This is a genomic window from Nostoc sp. T09 (assembly GCF_002154695.1).
Lineage (GTDB): Bacteria > Cyanobacteriota > Cyanobacteriia > Cyanobacteriales > Nostocaceae > Aulosira.
The window spans coordinates 1-18,528 of record NZ_MTAV01000084.1; the positions used below are offsets into that span (position 1 = coordinate 1).

Consider the following 18,528-nt stretch of genomic DNA (forward strand, 5'->3'; position numbering starts at 1 on the left):
AAAATTTGTGTTGTCAGCGACGTGTACTCTGGGGCACTGACTTTGAAATGGATGTGAGCTGCCCGCCAGGGATGCCGTCCCAACAGTCGCAACAACTCGCCAGATGGACCACTGGCTGGCACCTTGTAACCTATTGGCACCACGGTTTCAAACATATACTTTCCACTCTCGTTCGTTTTGAAACGTCCCCGAAAGTTCCCCAGCGGCTGAGATGGATCTTGGATATCATATAATCCTTTGGAGTTGGGTTGCCAAACATCAATCACAGCATTGGCGATCGGTTGACCGTTCAAATCTAAAACCCTGCCTGACAGGAAAAGCGAATCTCCTTCTGTATCAATACCCAAGCGATCGCCCATCTGCCGTTCTGGTGCATTCGGCACATACAATGGTCCTTCTAAATTGCTTTCTGTACCGCGATGGGCATCGTGTAGCAATTCTACCAACTCTGAGATCCCGAGTATATCCGTTAACAGATGGATTTCTCCAGTGGGAATCTCTTGAGTGTGATGACTTGCAGAGTTGAGAAAATTACGTCCCTGCTGCAATTCTGATTGGGTTAGATTCACTTCACGCACAAACTCATGCAAATGTCGAATCAAGCTCGTGTAAATTTCATACAGTCGTGGGTGAGATTTGCCGCGATTGCCATGATTAATGACGGCTTGAGTGATGGTGTCAAACGTGATGTTCTGCATGATTTAACTCTTTTTTAGTTACGTGATTAATGATGGTCGTTTGACAGCGACTACCTTGGCAGGGGCTTCCATGTCGAGAAGTCAGCAAGATGTACCCAGTAGGCAGTCAATACAATAAAACCAAAGATGAGGGCTGCCACAACTAACAGAATTGCTCCAATAATTCGCAAGAAGCGGTTTTCTTTGAGATAGAGGGTTGGTGCAGAAAAAATTCCACCTAAGCCAACGAGAATGAACCCAATACCTGCCAGCAATGGAAGCTGTGTTAATCCCAGGTTGATGATGCGAAAGCCAATTAGAAGCGATACAAGCCCTGCAAAGAATCCATAAATGCCCAAAGCAAGTAACTCCCAACCCATTGCCAGAGTTAATGAAGTTCCGACAAATAGAATGCCAAACAGAACCGTTGTTTCACCAAAGGCAATATTGAAACTACCAATAACAGGCCAGGTAAAAATCATGTGTAAGCCAGTGACTAAAGCAATCGCACCGACTACACCAAAGCCTGGAATCCAGCGTTTCTGATTTGAACTACTAAGACCAAAGTACACGTAACTAGCTAACAGAGTGAGTCCAGCTGCTAGGTTAATGAGCATGAGTGAAATGTAATCGATAAACATTATATCTCCCTGCAAATGTTCGGTTTTGTCACCGTTCAAGCTCCTGAATATAATTGAACAGGAAACGAATGACTCAACGCTTGTTGGTAGACATTCGCCAGATCGCTCATTATGTAGTGTTTCACCAGGTCATACAGCGGAGCACAACCGAAGGTTATATCCTTCTCTAAACTCAACCGCAGCACCTCTCCTTGTCCTGCGATAAAGCCTTTGTTGGAAATGTAAATGTCACCATCAGAACCGATTTCTAGACCTGTGGGATTAATTAGCTCATCATCCGCGATCGTGGTGCGAGTTTTACCATCTGGAGACACATAAATCAGGGCACCTGCGTCAGTTCCATTCAAGATTCCATCCGCATCATATTCCAGGACATACAGACCGCCAGATTTATCAAAGGCCAGATCGGAGATATTCGTAAAACCCCCTGCATAGACTTCCGGTTGACCTTCAGTATTGATACGGTAAACTTGTGCTGCCCCTTGTTCAAAAGGAAACCCAGTCAACTCGCCGACATAGAGAGCACCATCAGGACCAACGGTGGCTGAGGTGGGGACAGACTGCTGCACTATTGCTTCACCCGTGAGCGGATTAGTCGTGGTACGAGTCGGAAAGATGGTTTCTAGAGTTGGTTCGCCGCCAAAGGCTCGCTGGCTAAGCAAAGCATTGGCACCTGCATCTACGACATAGGCTGTATTGTCTTTAATCAGCAAGTCATAGAGGTTGGTGTCTACGTTTTGCCCATCGGGGTTGTTATTTTGCTCATAAGCACCAAAATCGCTCAATCTTGTCCAGGAAGCACCACCATCAAAGTTATCGATCGCGATCAACTGGCTAAAATCAGGAACTTGTAGAAGATTATCTCGATTGGCTGGATTGCTAGCAAGACCCACGATCGCATAGGCGTTTCCATAAGCATCAAACTCAATGTCACTTACACCTGCTGCATCCGATCCATCGGGTAATGCCAGCGATGGTAGTCCGGTTACGACTCGTTCTACAATACCGTTTTGAATTCGGGTAATTGCACCTGTTGCACCATAGAACGCAGACGCGCCCGGTTGAGTTGGAGACGGAATACTGGCACCTGTTCCCCCTCGTCCTGCTTCGGTAACATAAAGTGCCCCATCAGGACCAAAGTTCAGCTTACGTGGACTATCCAGACCAGATGCCAGCACTTCAATTCGCGAGATTTGTGGCGTTTTTACTGTTGCAGACATGATTTTCCTCCTTTGAATTTACGATGCTCTATCCTCAGTAGCGGACAAAACTTGCAAGGGCCAGTTAAAAGCAATAGGGAATAGGGAACTCTTAACAGTGCAGGTGTTGGACTAGGATTTAAACCCCGCCCAACATAATCGCCCCGCATACGGGGCTTTTGACCCTCACTGTTGCCCGTTGCCTGTTCCCCGTTCCCTCGACCGAAGGTTGGTAAAGTTTCATCTTTAGCTCCAAAGTTTTGGACAGCATTTTGATGGCGTGCGGAGGCGGTTCCTGGCGAAATCTGGGAAGCGCTGCTCAAATCCCTGAGATACAGGTATTGCATACTATCAAGATTGGCGTGGTACTGCGGAGATGACCTACGGTTGTTGAGGGGTGAAAGAGTAGTTGGCAACAAATTACGAAAACACGAGAACTTACCCCCGACATACAAGATCTTACACAGTAGGAATGGTTCCGCCGTCAATAACAAATTCAGTACCGTTGATATAGGAAGCACGGTTGGATACTAAGAAAGCAACAAGTTCAGCAACTTCTTCGGGGCGACCAGGGCGACCCATTGGAATCCCACCAAGGGAATCCATCAGCCCAAGTCTTGCAGTATCAAAGTCTGTTCCTGCATTTGCAGCTAATCTCTCGATCCGTTTTGTGGTGGCTGGCGTCTCGATGAAACCGGGAGCAACTGTATTCACCCGCAATCCTTTAGGTGCAACTTGGTTGGAAAGTCCTTTGCTGTAGTTAGTTAACGCCGCCTTTGCCGCAGCTAATGGCAAAGTTGCATAAAGCGGCAGGGTGCGTTGGATAGACGAAATATGGATGATGACACCCGAACCTTGTTCTAGCATCTGAGGCAGAAATACTCGATCTAAGCGAACAGCGGCAAACAAATTGGCATTGAATGTCTGCTGCCAATCATCATCACTGAGGGTAAGTGCGCCCCCAATAGGTGCCGAAGAACCGCCAACATTATTGATCAAGATGTCTACGCCGCCGAGACGAGCAAACACTTCCTTGACAACTTTTTCCACGCCATCAGGGGTGCTGATGTCAGATTGAATAAATAAATCTGGCGATTGAAGTTCATTCGGCTTTGAGCGGGCGGTTGTGATGACCGTTGCACCGGCTTGCCGAATACGGTTGACAATAGCTTCGCCCATGCCTTTGGTTCCGCCTGTCACCAGCACTCTCTTGTGAGATAATTCGTTAGGATCAATTTGGATTGTTGTCATTAGGCTGAGATCCTCATTTAGGTGTATAAATTGCGATCTGCTACTGATTCAAGTTTCCGGCTCAGAGAAAGATCGCGATCGCGATCCTCCTGTTCAAAAACACTGGGTCAAGCAAGCAGGCGCAGCGATTCCTCCCACAGCCGAGTAGCGTTGTCCAGGTTGAGGGCATACGGAGCAACGCCGCTCTTATAATCGTTACCATTTGTGACGATAGTGGCTTCGTTGCAGTCCTCAAAGTAGCGCCCGCCGATGCCCTCCAGCAGTGGGGAGGTCGCTACCAGAATAGAGGTCGCCGCACCCTGCTCCGGTGTTTTCTGCTGCTCAGGTGGGGTCAAGAGCTTACCGCCAATGTGACGCTGGAGGTTGGTGGCGATCGCACCGGGCATCAAAGCATTGGCGGTGATGCCATCCTTGAACCAGCGCGCAGTGGCACCGATGGCAAAGAGGATATTTGCGGTTTTGGACTGTCCGTATGCCAACCACGGGTCGTAGGGGCGAAACGCAAAGTGAATATCGTCGAATACCACTGGCGATATCAAATGAGCACTGGAACTGACAGACACAATGCGCGCGGTACCATCCGCAGCTAGTGCATCGTGGAGTCCGAGTGCCAGGGCGAAGTGTCCCAGGTGGTTGGTGGCAAATTGCATTTCCCAGCCTTCGGGCGTGTGTTGTTCGGGCAATGCCATCACACCTGCATTGTTGACGAGTATATGCAGCGGGCAGTCCCAGGCAGCAACAAAATTAGCGAGCGAGTCGCGATCGCTTAGGTCAAGCAAGGCGACATGAATATTTTGGTTCCCGGTGGTAGAGGTAATATCAGCCGCCGTCTGCGCTCCAACATCAGTGTTACGCACAGCCAGCGTCACCTCAGATCCTGTACTAGCCAGTGCCCGCGCTGTCTCTATACCGATGCCCGATGCTGCTCCAGTGACGATCGCCCGCTTGCCAGAGAGGTCGATTCCTTCTACTACCTCAGCGGCGGTGGAATGCCGCCCAAATGGTGTCGTAATCTGTGTCATTTTATGCTCATTTACAGATGTCGAGTATTCTATTTGCTGCTCTTTAAGATCAGCAGATAAACTCAAGAGCAGGCGTGATAACCTGCGATCGGTCAGAGACTATTAGCTGAATCCTAGATAGACAAGTGTGTTTAAGTTTGGATGTTAAGTTTATTGGGAATGGTTTGCGGCGTGCGCGCTTTAATAAAATCGGCTGCCTTTTCGCCAATCATGATGGTCGGTGCGTTCGTATTTCCTGTGGTGATTGTCGGCATGATGGATGCATCGACAACACGCAACCCCTCAACCCCATGTACTCGGAGTTCGGGATCTACCACTGCCATCGAATCAGTGCCCATTTTGCAAGTGCCGACCGGATGCCACTCTGTGCCACAATTGTTGCGGATGTAAGCAACGAGTGCTTCATCACTCACAACGTCGGCACCGGGAGCAATTTCTGCACCGCGAAACTCATCAAAGAAGCTGGTATGAAGCAATTGACGGATTAATTTAAGTGCGAAAACAAGCTTTTGCGCATCGACTTCACTTTGCAGATAGTTCATCCGAAACATCGGTGCGTCTTTCGGATCGGATGAACGCAAACTGACACTGCCAATGTTTTGCAGATGTGTCAAAGAGACTGCCCCTGTGAATGCCCAATCAGGGCGGGCATAGCCAGGTGGTACAAACAGATTGGGACCAAAGTAAAACCGTAAATCGGGTGCAACCTCCGAATTCCACTCGCTATGCAAAAATAATCCAGCTTCCGCGACACTACTGGTGCTTGCAGGGTGTAAATTCTGAGTTGCTTGGTATGCCACAGGAACGAGAATGTGGTCTTGGAGGTTTTGACCGACCCCTGGCAAATCGACGACGACAGGAATCCTCAATGCTTGTAAGTGGGCTGCATCCCCAATGCCGGAAAGCATCAACAGCTTGGGCGAATCGAACGCACCCGCACTTAAAATCACTTCCCGAGCGGCCCTGACTTGGTGCAGCGTACCCTCGTGCAGATATTCCACCCCAACGGCGCGAGTTCCCTCAAACAACAATCGAGTTACTAACGCCCCAGTTGTTACGGTCAAATTGGAACGCTGGAGGATAGGTACAAGGAAGGCAACCGCAGCACTGTGTCGTTTACCATCCTTGACCGTCAACTGATAGAACCCTGCTCCTTCCTGCTGTGTACCGTTGAAATCAGGATTGTAGTCATAGCCCATTGCCACCACTGCATCTATAAAGCGTTGAGATACGACAGCAGGGGAAATCGGATCGGTCACGCTCAACTCCCCATCAACCCCGTGGTATTCAGAAGCACCGCGTGAGGAGTGCTCAGATTTCTTGAAATAGGGCAAGACATCTTGGTAACTCCAACCGGGATTGCCTAATGACTGCCAGTGGTCATAATCGTGAGGATTGCCACGAATGTAAAACATGAAATTAATCGAACTGCTGCCACCCAAGACTTTGCCGCGAGAACAAAAGATTTTGCGGTTATTCAGGTAGGGTTCTGGTTCAGAGAAATAGCCCCAGTCCACCTCAGTACCAAGTAGATTGACACATTCTGCTGGAATTTGAATCTCTGGTTTCGTATCTGGGTTGCCTGCTTCGAGGAGTAACACGGTCGTGTCACTGTCTTCCGTCAGACGGTTGGCGACCACGCAGCCTGCCGACCCTGCACCAATCACAATGTAATCATAGTCAGTCATAAGAAGCTCCTGTGCTGGTTCTGTTCATTGTTCCGGGAGGATTGCTACATTCTCATAGCATCATGTAGGCAGCGTTCCGGGTGGACCCAGAATTTCGTCACCAATCTCGGCAGCAATGCGTTCAAATAGCGCTAGGTCTGTTGGTTCTGTCTCATCTACCGTCCCGGTTGCTGCAATCAACCGAGCAAAACCGCTGGGTGCAGCAACGACTAATGCACGCGCTGGTTTATCGCTGAGCACGCCAACGACGTGAGGAGTGCCAGGAGAAATCAGAAAGCTTTCGCCAGGGGTTAGCACAGCCTTGTTCTCACCTGCCCAGACCGTGAGATCCCCGGACAGCACGTAGAGTTGTTCGGAATAGCGCGTGTGGCGATGGAGGGGCGTTAGTGTACCCGGAGGGTTGTAGCCCTCGATTAGATCGTACTGACCACCGGTTGTAGTGTGATCGGCAATGATGGTGCTACGATTGCCCAAAAGCCAGAAAGATTGTGTCATAAGATTGCTCTTGTTGATTTGTAGTGATATGTCGTTTGGAATCAGGAACCTTAAGAAATTGCAGTGATAATTGCAGCAATTAACTGCTCAATATTCCAGTAATCAATATACCGAACTCCATTAATGAACAAAGCTGGAGCAGCCGTTACTCCGCTTTGGTTTCCACTTTCAATGTCTAGATTGATGCGATCGACATACACTTTTCTGGCAATGTCTCGAACAAACTGAGTGATATCAAGTCCTAAATTATGAGCGTACTCCGCTAGATACCCATCTCCCAGGTCTTGCTGATGCTTCAATAAAATTTCGTGCATCTGCCAGAATTGCCCCTGTGCTGCCGCTGCTTCTGATGCCGCTGCTGCCTTTTGAGCTTGAGGATGAATTTGTGGCTGAGGAAAATGTCTGAATATAAAGCAGAGATTATTTTGCTCAGGGAAAGGTGCGTTAAGCTGTCTTTGAATAATCTGAATTAAGGCATACAGTTCTCCACATTGAAGGCATTGATAATCCCCATACTCAACGAGCACAACTTTGGCATTGAGTGACCCTTGTCGATGATCTCGCTCAGAGGGTGGCGCAACTAATTGGTTGCGATCTCCAGTTGCTTCAGTAGAAATATCGTGACTCATTCTAAACCTTTGAAGAAAAGCAGACTCTTGTATGAGAGGTACTGTTAAATCTCTTTCCTTCAATCGTTAGTAACTGTTTATATGGCTTAATATACGAGGCAAATTCAAATCTGTCTTCAATCCAGAGTTTATATTTTAAGTAGCAAAACGATCACTAATCAGGCAATCTAAAGTGCCGCACTAAACTGAACTTAAGTTCATTTATTGTCAAACTTGAGTTGGTGCCATGAGCTTAAAGGCTTGCAATTCCTCGCTTTAGGGCAATAATGGTTGCTTGGGTACGGTCTTTAGCCCCTAACTTGCTTAAAATTCGATTGATATTTGATTTGACAGTGCTTTCGCTAATGTTCAAACTCGTACTGATTTCCAGATTGCTCATGCCCTGTGCAACTAATTGAAGCACCTCTAACTCACGCTGGCTCAATTCTGGATGGTTCATGCGCTGTACTAACTTGGCAGCAACGTTCGGTGGAATATACTGTTGCCCCTCATAAACAGTACGAATAGCGGTTCGTAATTCGCCAGGTCTACAGTCCTTCAGCAGGTATCCCTTTGCCCCTGCTCGCAACCCTTGATAAATATCCTCATCTCCATCATAAGTAGTTAGCACCAGGATGTGAGCCGCTTTAAATTCAGCGCAAATCGCACTAATCGCTTCAATGCCTCCCATCTGGGGCATCCGTAAGTCCATTAAGGTCACATCAGGTTGCTCCTGGCGGAACAATGCGATCGCTTCGACGCCGTCCTTGGCTTGACCCACGACAGTCATATCAGATTCTTCGTTGATGATGGCGGCTAATCCTTGCTGGATGATGGCATGATCGTCCACAATCAGAACACGAATGACTGAACTCATCAGTACTTACTCCCGATTCACAATGACAACAATTTCTGTGCCCTGACCAGGTTGACTTTTGATGATTAGCTCACCGCCAATATGCTCAGCCCGTTCGCTCATCCCCAATAAACCAAACCTTTTATCCAAGGAAATTTGGTCAACTGCAAACCCCTGTCCATCATCTTTAATCCGTAGAAGACACTGCGTCTCCTCACAGACTAATTCAACATGAATCTCTGTGGCATTGGCATATTTAATTGCATTGGTTAGAGCTTCTTGTCCAATGCGGAGTAGATGGTTCTCCACATCAGGTGGTAAAGAGTAGGCTGTACCCGTAATTTCACATCTGATATGAGTATCGCTGGAAGATTTCATTTGAGTAGTTAGGTGTTTGAGGGCACTAAATAAATCTCCCTCCTCTAAGAGTTTGAGTCGTAGTGCCGAAACCGATCGCCGAGCCTCAGTCAGTCCAGTGCGGGCTAATTCATCAATGGTTTCCATATGTGATCGGGCAGTCTCTGGTTTCTTTGTACTTAGCTCTATTGCTAATCCAATATGCAGCAGAATGCCAGTAAAGGCTTGCGCTAGAGTGTCGTGAATTTCTCGCGCCATGCGGTTGCGTTCTTCCATAATTGAGGCTTCTTCGGCGCGTTTGCGTTCACGCAGTGCAGCGTTTCGCTGTTCGCTAATATCTGTGATCAGACCATAGTATCCCCTGACTCGATTATTGCGATGGCGCAGAGCGCCCACTTCGTGATCGAAATCAGGGATGAGAGAACCACTGATATATCGCTTACCAAAAGGATAGGGGATTTCTGCTTCGTAGATTGTAATTTGCCCTGCTAGTGCTTGATTGATGTACGGTTGTGCAACCTGATAAGCTGCCTCACCTATGATTTCACGAGTATGCTTACCTAGAATTTCCTCTCGACTACGGCTAAACCAGTTCTCATAAGTCTGGTTAACAAACTGATAGCATTGATTTGCATCTACATAGCTGATACAGACGGGTAGAGCGTCGGTGATCAGTTGTAATTGCTGTTCTCGTAAGCGAAGCTCGTCGTAGACATCGCGTAGTGCGGCTTCGCTTTGCTGTAAAGCTGCCGTTCGTTCTGCGACCTGTTGTTCCAAAGTATGGTTGTAATTAGCTAATAGCTGCTCGGCTTGTTTACGCTCAGTCATGTCTTGAAAGGCTGCGATCGCATAAACCACATTGCCTTGTTCGTCAAAGACTGGCGTTCCCCAGGTTTCAACTGGAATGATTTTGTCGTTTTGGTGAATTTCTACATCATCAACTCTAGTATATTTGCCCCTCAACGCCTGGATGATTGGCATTTTCTCTGTTGGATATTTTTGATTCGTTCCCGCTAGATAAGTTTGATAAACTTCTGCAAGTTGATCGGGTGTCACAGAAGGATCAATACCCTTACCTAATAGCTGAGTTGCCCGTTGGTTGAAGTAGTAAGGGTAACCTGCCATATCCATGACTGCGATTCCTACTGGAATTGCTTCTAGGAATTGAGCTATTCGACTTTCGCCTTCGCGTAGCTTCGAGTAGAGTTTGGCATTTTCGATTGCGATCGCAACTTGAGTCGATAGTAGATGTAAGACTTGCGATCGCTCTGATGTAAATGCTCCAATCGCTAATTGGTTTTCCAGATACAACACGCCGACGAGTTTACTTTGATTCAGCAACGGTAAACAAAGAAGCGATCGAGTTTGGTTCTGCTGAATGTATGGCTCATTAATAAAATTACCTTCACGAGCGGCATCATTTAAGATGACAGATTCATGAGTCCGGATTACATAGTGAATAATGGATTTAGGTAAGCGATCTGCTATTGGAATTGACCGCAGTACTTGTGTAGTACAGGTACTCTCGCCCTCCGGGTGACGCTCGTTCCTCGCTACCGCTGACGCTAACAGCAGTTTGCTTATGCCGGGGAACCCGTCCACCCTTACGGGTTCGCCACTCCCTACAACGGGGGGAACCCCCGCAACGGGGTGGCTCACCGCAACTGCTTCACCATCATGGAGTTCACAAGCAGCTTCAATTAACCATTCTCCTGCGTCTTCCAGAATTAGACATCCGGTTTGTGCGCCAGCATTCTCAATTAAGATCTGCATCAACGAACGAAGCAACTGCTCCAGTTCAATTTCACGAGCGATCGCTTGAGATGCTTTTATCACCGTTACTAAATCGAAAGCGACAGGTGAGTTGTTAGAAGTGGTTTCAGCAGTGGTGTGAATTGGCGTATCAACTACGCCTGACGACTGAGGAAAAAACTGTGGATAGCGGATTTCTAAATCTCTTACTTTCGCAATTGCTCCCCAACGTTCATAACAGTAATGGGCTTCCTTCATGTAGAGCTGGGCAAACTTTTCCAAACCTCGCGCTAGATAATGCTTGGCAGCTAATTCGTATGCTAACGCCTCTTCCTGGATATATTCATTTTCTCTGGCTCCTTGAATAGCTTGTTCGTAGAATTTTTCTGCCTCAAGCAACTGACCCAAAACTCGCGCTTTTTCTGCCTCGACTAAATGATATTTATGCAAAAAATTCATAGGCGCATGACGTGCCCATTTGTGCATTTTTTCCTGGTTGCTGATCGCGTCAAGGAGCAATGCTTTTTGTTCTGAATCAGAAACAGATGAATAAATTGCCAGTCGCACTAAAGAGTCATAAAAGCGAAGCAGTGGCATTGTTACCTGCCCTGGCGCACCTTTGAGATACCCCTCAGCCGCATTTGCACTCTTTAACGCTTGAGTATACTGCCCAAATAAATAGCAGAGGATCAGCTTGTTGATATAAAAATATTGAAATCCAAGAGAATCATTGGTTGCTAAATAGCCGTTCAATCCCTGCTGCTCATTGTAAACAACGCCTTGTAAACAGCAAGGGGCATCAACGTGTCCTTGTAAGTTAAGCACTGCCTGCCAAAAGAGCTCATGGTAATTCAAACAGGCTCCCTGCTTCAATTGGGCGATGGCATGGCTACAGTTCTTCATCTCACGTTCTAATTCTGTCAGTTCTAATCCACTGAAATATAAATACTCACATTTTTGGTAAGCCGCTAAACCTGCAAATACAAAATCTCCGGTTTCTACTCCACTGGAGTAACTTTCTTGCAACAGGGATGCTACTTCTCTGAAATGGGATTTCCCAAAGCTGATGCCTTCCGCAACATTCAGAAAGGTTTTACTCTTAAGTTCTTTCGCATTCAACCGTTCCACAAGGCTGAGGGCAAGTTGACCCAACTGATGAGCTTTCTCTACATCCTGGGTTGCTGCGGTGATAATGACTCCATAACAAGCATAGGCGACCGCAGAGGTAGGTGCATTGCCATATTGAATCGATAACTTTACTTGCTCGCACGCCATTAGCCAAAACAGTGCAGGTATAGCCTGAAAAGCAGGAGAAATGATATTTGAAATAATACGCATGGCAGCCAATCTATTGGCATCTGTCATTAAAGGTAAATGCACCAAATCTTGAATATTCCTTCCTTGCAGAACTTCTGTTGTTTCTGAAAGTACTTGTTGAATCTGGAATTCTGTAGGTGATTCTGGTAGGTTCAGCCCTAGTTTTGCCAACACTTGCAACCCGACTTTAATCGCATCTAACTTGCGAGTCTGTGCTACATAAGTTTTGATTGTGACCTCATGAACTTTCACTTCATCTAAAATGGTTCTAGCTTCTTGCACAACAATAGCAACCCAGTGCTCCATCGCCAGAAAGTTACCGGATAGATAGGCAGTTTCTGCGGCTTCTTCATGAAGAACCAAACTGAGGTCATACTCATGTTGCCAACTATCGGTTGCGAGTAACTCGATGCCTGCGATCGCATACTTCAAAGCTGCACTATAGGCAGTTGCCGCTTTGGCTTTTTGGGCTGCCATTAAGTTGAGTCTGGCAATGCTGTTTCGTTCCTGCCCAAAGACGAGATCAACCCCTAAATTGAGATGATCGATAATTTCAAAAAGCCGCTCTGATAGCTGTTCGCTCAAAGTCTTTTCGAGTAAATTGCGACCAATTTGAAGATGAACAATTTGTTGGTGCGACTCATCAATCAAAGCATAGGCTGCTTGCTGTACGCGATCGTGCAAAAACTTATATTCTTGAACTAACAAGTTTTCATCTAATTCAGACAAAGGTTGAATTAATCCAGCTCGGATGGCTGCTAATAAATCTAGAGACACCGCTTTAGGGGATTGCTCACAAACGACCGCTAACGTATCTAAATTAAATTCAGCACCGATACAAGCCGCTAACCGGAGAATGTGCTGTGTGTCCTCTGGTAGTTTTCTCAACTTCAAGAGCATCAACTCCACTACATTATCGGTAATATTCCGAGCTTGAATTTGAGCAACGTTCCACTGCCAGCTTCCCTGCTGGGCATTAAAGCGCAACAGATTTTCAGTGTACAGCGATCGTAAGAATTCACCGACAAAGAAGGGATTACCCTCGGTTTTACGCAGCACTAATTCAGCCAAGGGACGAACAGTATTAGCATCTTGATGTAGTGTCTCAGCAACCAACTGAGCTAACGGCTCCAGCGTTAAGGGTGCCAGGATAATCTCATGAAGCACAGCTCCTTGTTTTCGCAGTCTTGAGAGCGTTAATGCCAACGGATGCGTTGGATTCACCTCATTATCTCGATAAGCTCCAATTAAAAACAGGAATTGGGTTTGCTCATCAAGCAGCATCAGCCCGATTAACTTAAGTGTTGCTGAGTCTATCCACTGCAAATCATCGAGGAAGATTACAAGCGGGTGTTCCTTTGAACAAAACACCCGTACAAACTTTCTAAAGATTAGATTGAAGCGATTTCGAGCTTGAGTTGCTCCAACTTCTGGTACCGGAGGCTGCTTGCCAATAATTAACTCAACTTCCGGAATCACATCAACGATGATTTGTGCGTTATTTCCTAAGGCTGTGAGCAGGCGCGATCGCCACTGTTGCAACTGCTCATCGGGTCCACCTAGCAGTTGTTGCACCAATTTTTGCAGAGCATGGGCGATCGCACTGTAGGGAATATTGCGCTGGAACTGGTCAAATTTACCAGAGATAAAATAACCGCGCTTTGCTGTGATCGGCTTGTAGAGTTCCTGCACTAGTGCTGATTTGCCAACTCCCGCATAGCCACAGACCAAAATCATTTCGACTTTGAATTGAGAATTTTCTATCCCTTCCTCTGGTTGGCAGACTTCGCCAACATTCTCCATTCCGGCTACTCTATCAAATGCCGCCAATAATGCTGCAATTTCTGCTTCTCGTCCATATAGCTTTTGAGGAATGTGAAACTGATCGCAAACGTGTTGCAGACCTAATTGAATATGAGCAATTTGACCTGTTGTTGTAAATTGGTCTGCACAGCGTTCTAAATCCGCTTTAATCCCCCAAGCACTTTGGTAGCGATCTTCTGCATTTTTCGCCATCAGTTTCAGAATAATGTCTGAAACTGCTTTGGGAATTGTTGCATTCACCTGATGCACAGGAACAGGTGATTTGGCAATATGACAATGGACGAGTTCCAGGATGTTCGTTGTGGGAAACGGCAACTGTCCAGTGAGCAGTTCGTAGAACGTCACACCGAGCGAGTAAAAATCAGTGCGATAATCGAGCAAACAGTTCATCCGCCCTGTTTGCTCTGGAGATAAATAGGCAAGCGTGCCTTCTAACACATGAGGACTTTTGAACCTCGGATTGGTGCGGTTAATGCGGGTGGCAATACCAAAGTCAATAATTTTGACAACGCCAGTATTCGGATTAAGAACGATGTTGCTAGGATTGATATCTTTGTGAATGACTCCAGCAGCATGAATTCTGCCTAAAATATCTGTGATATCAATTGCTAATGGTAAAAAATTGGATAAAGGTATAGGGCAAAACTTTGGTTGCTGCCACATCCACCTTTCGATAGATTCTCCACCAAAATCTTCCAATAAAATAACAAGCGTACGCTGATAGTCTTGCTGGCTATATGCTTTGATGACTCCTTCCTCTTTGAGGGAACGGGTAATTTCATATTCCTGCCTATAGCGAATGAGTTCTTGAGGTGAGGGATAATCTTGCTTGAGCATTTTTACGACGATCGCCTGACCATCCTGCATCCTGATACCCCGGTACACCAAAGATGCTGAACTCTCATAGATTTTGCTTTGGATGGCGACTCCAGCTAGGGCAATCATTGAGTTCTCTCCCGATGAGTACCATGAGTTGTGTTACAAAAACTGCGTAGAGGACAAGCCATTGACTTAACTCAAATTCGCTTTAAGCAACCACTCCAACAACAATTGGAGATACGAATTGTGCTTGCGCTCAAACATCCTCTTCGGTATCATAACGCCTTTAACTTGCCCTTTGCAAATCATGTTCCTAACTGAAAATCTAAAGAATTGTTCGACGGTCAATGTTGAAGAATGACAATACGAAGAACGATAAACCATTAATTGGTTTACTGGCCAGGCTAGAAAAAAATCTATCTACCCCGTAGGTTTGCTTACCCGATTTACTGACTACAACTTCATCTCCTGCAAGCAAGTACACATCATTTTCTCGCCACAAATGGTGACGAAAAAACAGCCAAAACAATGTTGCCCACGGTATGACTGTAGAGAAAAATCGCCCCATTGTCCGATAGCTACCTTATTCCCCTGTACAACGGGCAATTCCCCTCATCGTGACTCGACCACTCATCGCTAACATTGCTAGGATGATTTGGTTCAACTGCCGCATCGTTGTAGTGTTTATCTGCGGTAGAAGACATTGCAATAGTGATAAGATGTCGGGCATGGGCGGCTAGTAGTTTCTGAGTTGTCGTTGTGAGAGACAATAACTCTACTACGAAACGCCCTAACTCTTCATGCTCTTATTTTGGCAACGGTATTGCACTTTAGAACGTATTTATGAACTAGAAATCAATCTTGGTAATAAGGCAAACATCAGCTTGTACTCTTTAAGAGTTCTACCCAAGGGACAACTTCATTCAATTTCATAGATACTTACTGTAAATTGCCAGCCTACTAGAAAAAATTGTGAACTACCACTCTTGAGATTTACTTCTACCGAAACGGCTAATATAGCTATAGCCAGCAAAGTTAGGACGTAGAGTATAATGATTACCTTCGGATCTACCCGATTCCAATGGCTAAACCTTACAGTAATGACTTCCGGCAAAAAGTAATGCAAGCGATTGAGTTGGATAGTCTCAAGAAAAGTGAGGCGAGCCAACTGTTTAATATCAGTCGCAATACAATTAACTTGTGGTTCCAGCGCAAAGCCGAAACAGGCGACATTAAGCCGCATCTTTTCCGTCACTGCCACCGGACTTGTTCCTATTTGGTTCTGATTTTTCTCTTCCCAGAGTGACAAAACAGGGTTAATGGCAACGATTGAGCAATCCCCGGATGGAGCAACTTTTGCTCAGACTGCTCTATCTGTCCTCATTGATGCGAATATCGGCGATTAGGGTCGGGTCTGATTGCTTGTACAATTCTTTGTACTCCCCCAACCACTAGAACACCGATTCAGTAATGCCAAAATCCGAACGTTAGGTGGGATGGGGGAGTGTGGGAAGAGGGGGAAGCTTAATATTTCATTCTTCCCACACTCCCCACACTTAAGTCTCCCTCTCAAGTGATGATTGCTCTCGATTACTGAATTGATGCACTAGATGCACCCTTTTTGGCCCAGCACACTGATTTTAGGGCATTCCATCCTGGGGGATAAATCCTATTGCTCAGTGATTTCAAGCTCATTCTTGGGCATCCTAAAAGTGCCATAAGATGTACACCTTTTGAATCATAAATGCGATCGCCCCTAAAAATGCGATCGCATTTTCTTACCAAGCTGCGACCTCCCAAAAGTGTTGCGAAGTCGTGGCTGCTGAAACCCTAATAAATAAGGCTTTTTAGCTACGTCATCAGATGTTCGCTTAATGCTTTCTTACTTACGCCTCAGTCCATAAGTTGAAACCTGATTATTCTCTTTAGGCATTCATTTTAATCTATGCTTTAAAATTACAGTGTCTTACTTTCTTTAATTTAAGTAGGATTTTCCCGTTTTGGCACAGTCCTGCCTCTCTGCTCTTTTAAGGGTACGCATTAATTAATTACCTGATGAATGTCTGCTTCATAAAGTAGGATTGTTGTCTCGCTACCTACTCTACCCATCTCTGGTTCTTTCCCCATTTCCATCTCAATAATATAAATCCACGCGCCTGGCTCGGGTAGATAATCTCTAATTGTACCTATGCCCCCAACAAAGCAAACCCTTTGAGCCTTGTTAAACCTGGGTAGTGTTACTACTTTTGTAGTCTTCAACCACAATGCTTCTTTTAGACCTCGATCGCTAACGATTTTCCTGTAGAGAGATGCGGCGATCACCGGAGATTGATGGTAGGCTATCGTCTGCTGCCTATTACTATTATTTCTATCTGCCATAAGAGTAAAAGATTACTAATCCTTCTAGTGTTAAAATAATGTACGCTCTACCAATAGCAAACTGAGAAACAAGCTAGCTGTAAGTTATTGAGCGGCAAGCGAAATCGACTTATTAGCAATAAAATGTTATGACTTCATTTCACTCATCTGCTAGATATAAAAGGCACTTAAAGCGAAGGCTAACTATTTGTTCGTAGAAAGGATTGAGCTTGCACAGTGGTGGGATGAAAACGATAGTGCGATTGACAAATTTAATTTTCCGCTCAAAAGGACAATGAGCAGGAATGATTTTGCACAGAAATTGCGCCAGCTTAGGATTATCAATTTCTATAGATTCTAGCCATTGACGTACTGAATGCAGTAAATCAAATTTATGATTGATAAAAGTTAAGTTTTTCACTTATCAAACATCCTTAATTGTCGATTTGAGGGGTAGTTAAAGTTAAGTTTTGCTTTTGTTTAAAAAAAGTTGATTCAACAACTTGCGAAATTTCTTCAAGTAAAAGAGAGTCTGCTGTTGAAGTACCTGCCATTAAGGCATCCATAGCATTTCTATTGAGGATGAGTCTGCTATTGGAAGTAATGCTAAAATCTCGACCAAACATCAAGCCCCGAGCAATTAATTTTTTTACTGTAAATTCGGTGAGTTCTTCTATGACATCTAAATGTTGTATGTCATGAAGATTGCGTAAAGCCCAACGACAAGTATCGGCATCGGTTTCGGATAATTGCAATACTGCTGCCATCAAGATATCGCTGGTATATTCAAAACCAATCAGATCAGTAAGTAATTCCTCTACAGATTTCAGGATTGCTTTGTTCTGGAGCTTTAAGATGTGAACCATTAGCTCAAGAAGGAGATTGAAGAATTTTACATTATTGATATCTTGCACAATTTTGCACTCCTTTAGCTATGAAAAATGTCCTCTTCAGCTCTGTCTTGATACTTGCTCCAGGCAGAAATAATCACAATGATTGCTATTAAAGCTGGAAACTTTATTCTGGAGAAAATTCTCTAATTTTCGCTGGGTTCAAAAATATAGCAATAACTACTACTGAGCTAATCAACTCCAGTTCAAGTCATCTCTCGATAGGCTCTATATTGAAGTTAAGACTTAAAAATGGAGAAATTGTGAAGAATGAGGGGGACTTTCTCAAAAAATGCATATGGTAGCGATCGCAAACTTTGTTTCCAGTGTTGGAGCGGGAGTTGAGAGCGATTTTGGTTTAGCTCCACCCCAGAGATGTTGCTATCTGACGAGCCAGGCTCATTGGATTGAAAGGTTTGGCGATCGCTGCTGTTACACCTATTTGGGCGAATTGATCCAGGTTAGTAGGCTTTGCTGTTAGCAGAATCACTGGAATATGCCAAGTGGCCGGATTAGCCCGCAAGTGTTTAAAAGTAGCGAGTCCGTCCATATTGGGCATCATAATATCTAGGAGAATCGCATCTGGCTGTTCGACTTCAGCCTTAGCTAACCCCTCACTTGCCGAGGCAGCAGTTGATACCTGCCATCCACCTACTGCTTCGAGAGTGAGTTGGGCAACTTCCCGGATGTCATCTTCATCTTCAATAATCAGAATGCGTCTAGCTAACACAGTTACTGTATCCTGCTGCACTGGGAATGCTGTAACTGCACGCT

The 18,528-nt window shown here is 45.5% G+C and carries 15 protein-coding genes and 2 pseudogenes; 1 reads left to right on the forward strand and 16 read right to left on the reverse strand.

The window, feature by feature from the left end:
• The 12 genes and pseudogenes from BV372_RS17870 to BV372_RS17925 all read right to left on the reverse strand — a co-directional run.
• The coding region (locus BV372_RS17870; protein ID WP_086687849.1) for a dioxygenase at positions 1–698 on the reverse strand (698 nt) is incomplete at its 3' end.
• 50 nt (positions 699–748) lie between these two features.
• Positions 749–1,318 (reverse strand): DUF981 family protein, encoded by a 570-nt coding sequence (locus tag BV372_RS17875; RefSeq protein ID WP_086687850.1) that lies wholly within the window; start codon positions 1,316–1,318, stop codon positions 749–751.
• A 35-nt stretch (positions 1,319–1,353) separates the two neighbouring features.
• Positions 1,354–2,538, reverse strand: a complete 1,185-nt coding sequence (locus tag BV372_RS17880; protein ID WP_143845173.1) for a ScyD/ScyE family protein — start codon at positions 2,536–2,538, stop codon at positions 1,354–1,356.
• Positions 2,523–2,936: a hypothetical protein gene (locus BV372_RS17885; protein WP_143845175.1), complete on the reverse strand. Its 414-nt coding sequence runs from the start codon at positions 2,934–2,936 to the stop codon at positions 2,523–2,525. Before BV372_RS17885 ends, BV372_RS17880 begins: the two co-directional genes overlap by 16 nt.
• Before the next feature lie 40 nt (positions 2,937–2,976).
• Entirely contained in the window at positions 2,977–3,768 is a 792-nt protein-coding gene (locus tag BV372_RS17890) for an SDR family oxidoreductase (RefSeq protein WP_086687852.1), read from the reverse strand.
• Positions 3,769–3,875: 107 nt separating this feature from the next.
• Positions 3,876–4,856 carry an SDR family NAD(P)-dependent oxidoreductase gene (locus tag BV372_RS17895; RefSeq protein ID WP_256973301.1) on the reverse strand — a complete coding sequence of 327 codons (981 nt, stop codon included), beginning with the start codon at positions 4,854–4,856 and terminating at the stop codon, positions 3,876–3,878.
• A 65-nt stretch (positions 4,857–4,921) separates the two neighbouring features.
• Positions 4,922–6,478, reverse strand: a complete 1,557-nt coding sequence (locus BV372_RS17900; protein WP_086687854.1) for a GMC family oxidoreductase — start codon at positions 6,476–6,478, stop codon at positions 4,922–4,924.
• Positions 6,479–6,538: 60 nt separating this feature from the next.
• Positions 6,539–6,973, reverse strand: coding sequence for a cupin domain-containing protein (locus tag BV372_RS17905; RefSeq protein WP_086687855.1), 435 nt, complete (start codon positions 6,971–6,973; stop codon positions 6,539–6,541).
• 50 nt (positions 6,974–7,023) lie between these two features.
• Positions 7,024–7,602: a DsbA family protein gene (locus BV372_RS17910; RefSeq protein ID WP_086687856.1), complete on the reverse strand. Its 579-nt coding sequence runs from the start codon at positions 7,600–7,602 to the stop codon at positions 7,024–7,026.
• A gap of 232 nt (positions 7,603–7,834) precedes the next feature.
• Positions 7,835–8,458, reverse strand: coding sequence for a response regulator transcription factor (locus BV372_RS17915; protein ID WP_086687857.1), 624 nt, complete (start codon positions 8,456–8,458; stop codon positions 7,835–7,837).
• Positions 8,459–8,464: 6 nt separating this feature from the next.
• A complete protein-coding gene (locus tag BV372_RS17920; protein WP_086687858.1) occupies positions 8,465–14,632 on the reverse strand; it encodes an AAA family ATPase in 6,168 nt (2,055 codons plus the stop codon).
• Positions 14,633–14,843: 211 nt separating this feature from the next.
• Positions 14,844–15,236, reverse strand: a pseudogene (locus BV372_RS17925) (transposase); the annotation flags it as partial.
• 351 nt (positions 15,237–15,587) lie between these two features.
• Between BV372_RS17925 and BV372_RS17930 the strand changes: the two are divergent.
• Positions 15,588–15,749 (forward strand): annotated as a pseudogene (locus BV372_RS17930) (IS630 transposase-related protein); the annotation flags it as partial.
• A 797-nt stretch (positions 15,750–16,546) separates the two neighbouring features.
• On the opposite strand, the gene BV372_RS37710 reads toward BV372_RS17930, so the two are convergent.
• The 4 genes from BV372_RS37710 to BV372_RS17950 form a co-directional block, all read right to left on the reverse strand.
• The gene (locus BV372_RS37710; RefSeq protein WP_256973303.1) at positions 16,547–16,885 is read right to left on the reverse strand and encodes a hypothetical protein; all 339 of its coding nucleotides are present in this window, start codon (positions 16,883–16,885) and stop codon (positions 16,547–16,549) included.
• 139 nt (positions 16,886–17,024) lie between these two features.
• On the reverse strand, positions 17,025–17,285 hold the full coding sequence (locus BV372_RS17940) for a Mo-dependent nitrogenase C-terminal domain-containing protein (protein WP_086687859.1): 261 nt from the start codon (positions 17,283–17,285) through the stop codon (positions 17,025–17,027).
• A 13-nt stretch (positions 17,286–17,298) separates the two neighbouring features.
• Positions 17,299–17,778: a hypothetical protein gene (locus BV372_RS17945; protein WP_143845177.1), complete on the reverse strand. Its 480-nt coding sequence runs from the start codon at positions 17,776–17,778 to the stop codon at positions 17,299–17,301.
• Between the two features lie 334 nt (positions 17,779–18,112).
• Entirely contained in the window at positions 18,113–18,484 is a 372-nt protein-coding gene (locus BV372_RS17950) for a response regulator (RefSeq protein ID WP_086687869.1), read from the reverse strand.
• Positions 18,485–18,528 lie beyond the last annotated feature (44 nt).

Coding starts and splice junctions, on each gene's coding strand:
- BV372_RS17900 (WP_086687854.1), bottom strand. CDS start 6,478: ATGACTGACTATGATTACATTGTGATTGGTGCAGGGTCGGCAGGCTGC.
- BV372_RS17890 (WP_086687852.1), bottom strand. CDS start 3,768: ATGACAACAATCCAAATTGATCCTAACGAATTATCTCACAAGAGAGTG.
- BV372_RS37710 (WP_256973303.1), bottom strand. CDS start 16,885: ATGGCAGATAGAAATAATAGTAATAGGCAGCAGACGATAGCCTACCAT.
- BV372_RS17875 (WP_086687850.1), bottom strand. CDS start 1,318: ATGTTTATCGATTACATTTCACTCATGCTCATTAACCTAGCAGCTGGA.
- BV372_RS17915 (WP_086687857.1), bottom strand. CDS start 8,458: ATGAGTTCAGTCATTCGTGTTCTGATTGTGGACGATCATGCCATCATC.
- BV372_RS17920 (WP_086687858.1), bottom strand. CDS start 14,632: ATGATTGCCCTAGCTGGAGTCGCCATCCAAAGCAAAATCTATGAGAGT.
- BV372_RS17905 (WP_086687855.1), bottom strand. CDS start 6,973: ATGACACAATCTTTCTGGCTTTTGGGCAATCGTAGCACCATCATTGCC.
- BV372_RS17910 (WP_086687856.1), bottom strand. CDS start 7,602: ATGAGTCACGATATTTCTACTGAAGCAACTGGAGATCGCAACCAATTA.
- BV372_RS17880 (WP_143845173.1), bottom strand. CDS start 2,538: ATGTCTGCAACAGTAAAAACGCCACAAATCTCGCGAATTGAAGTGCTG.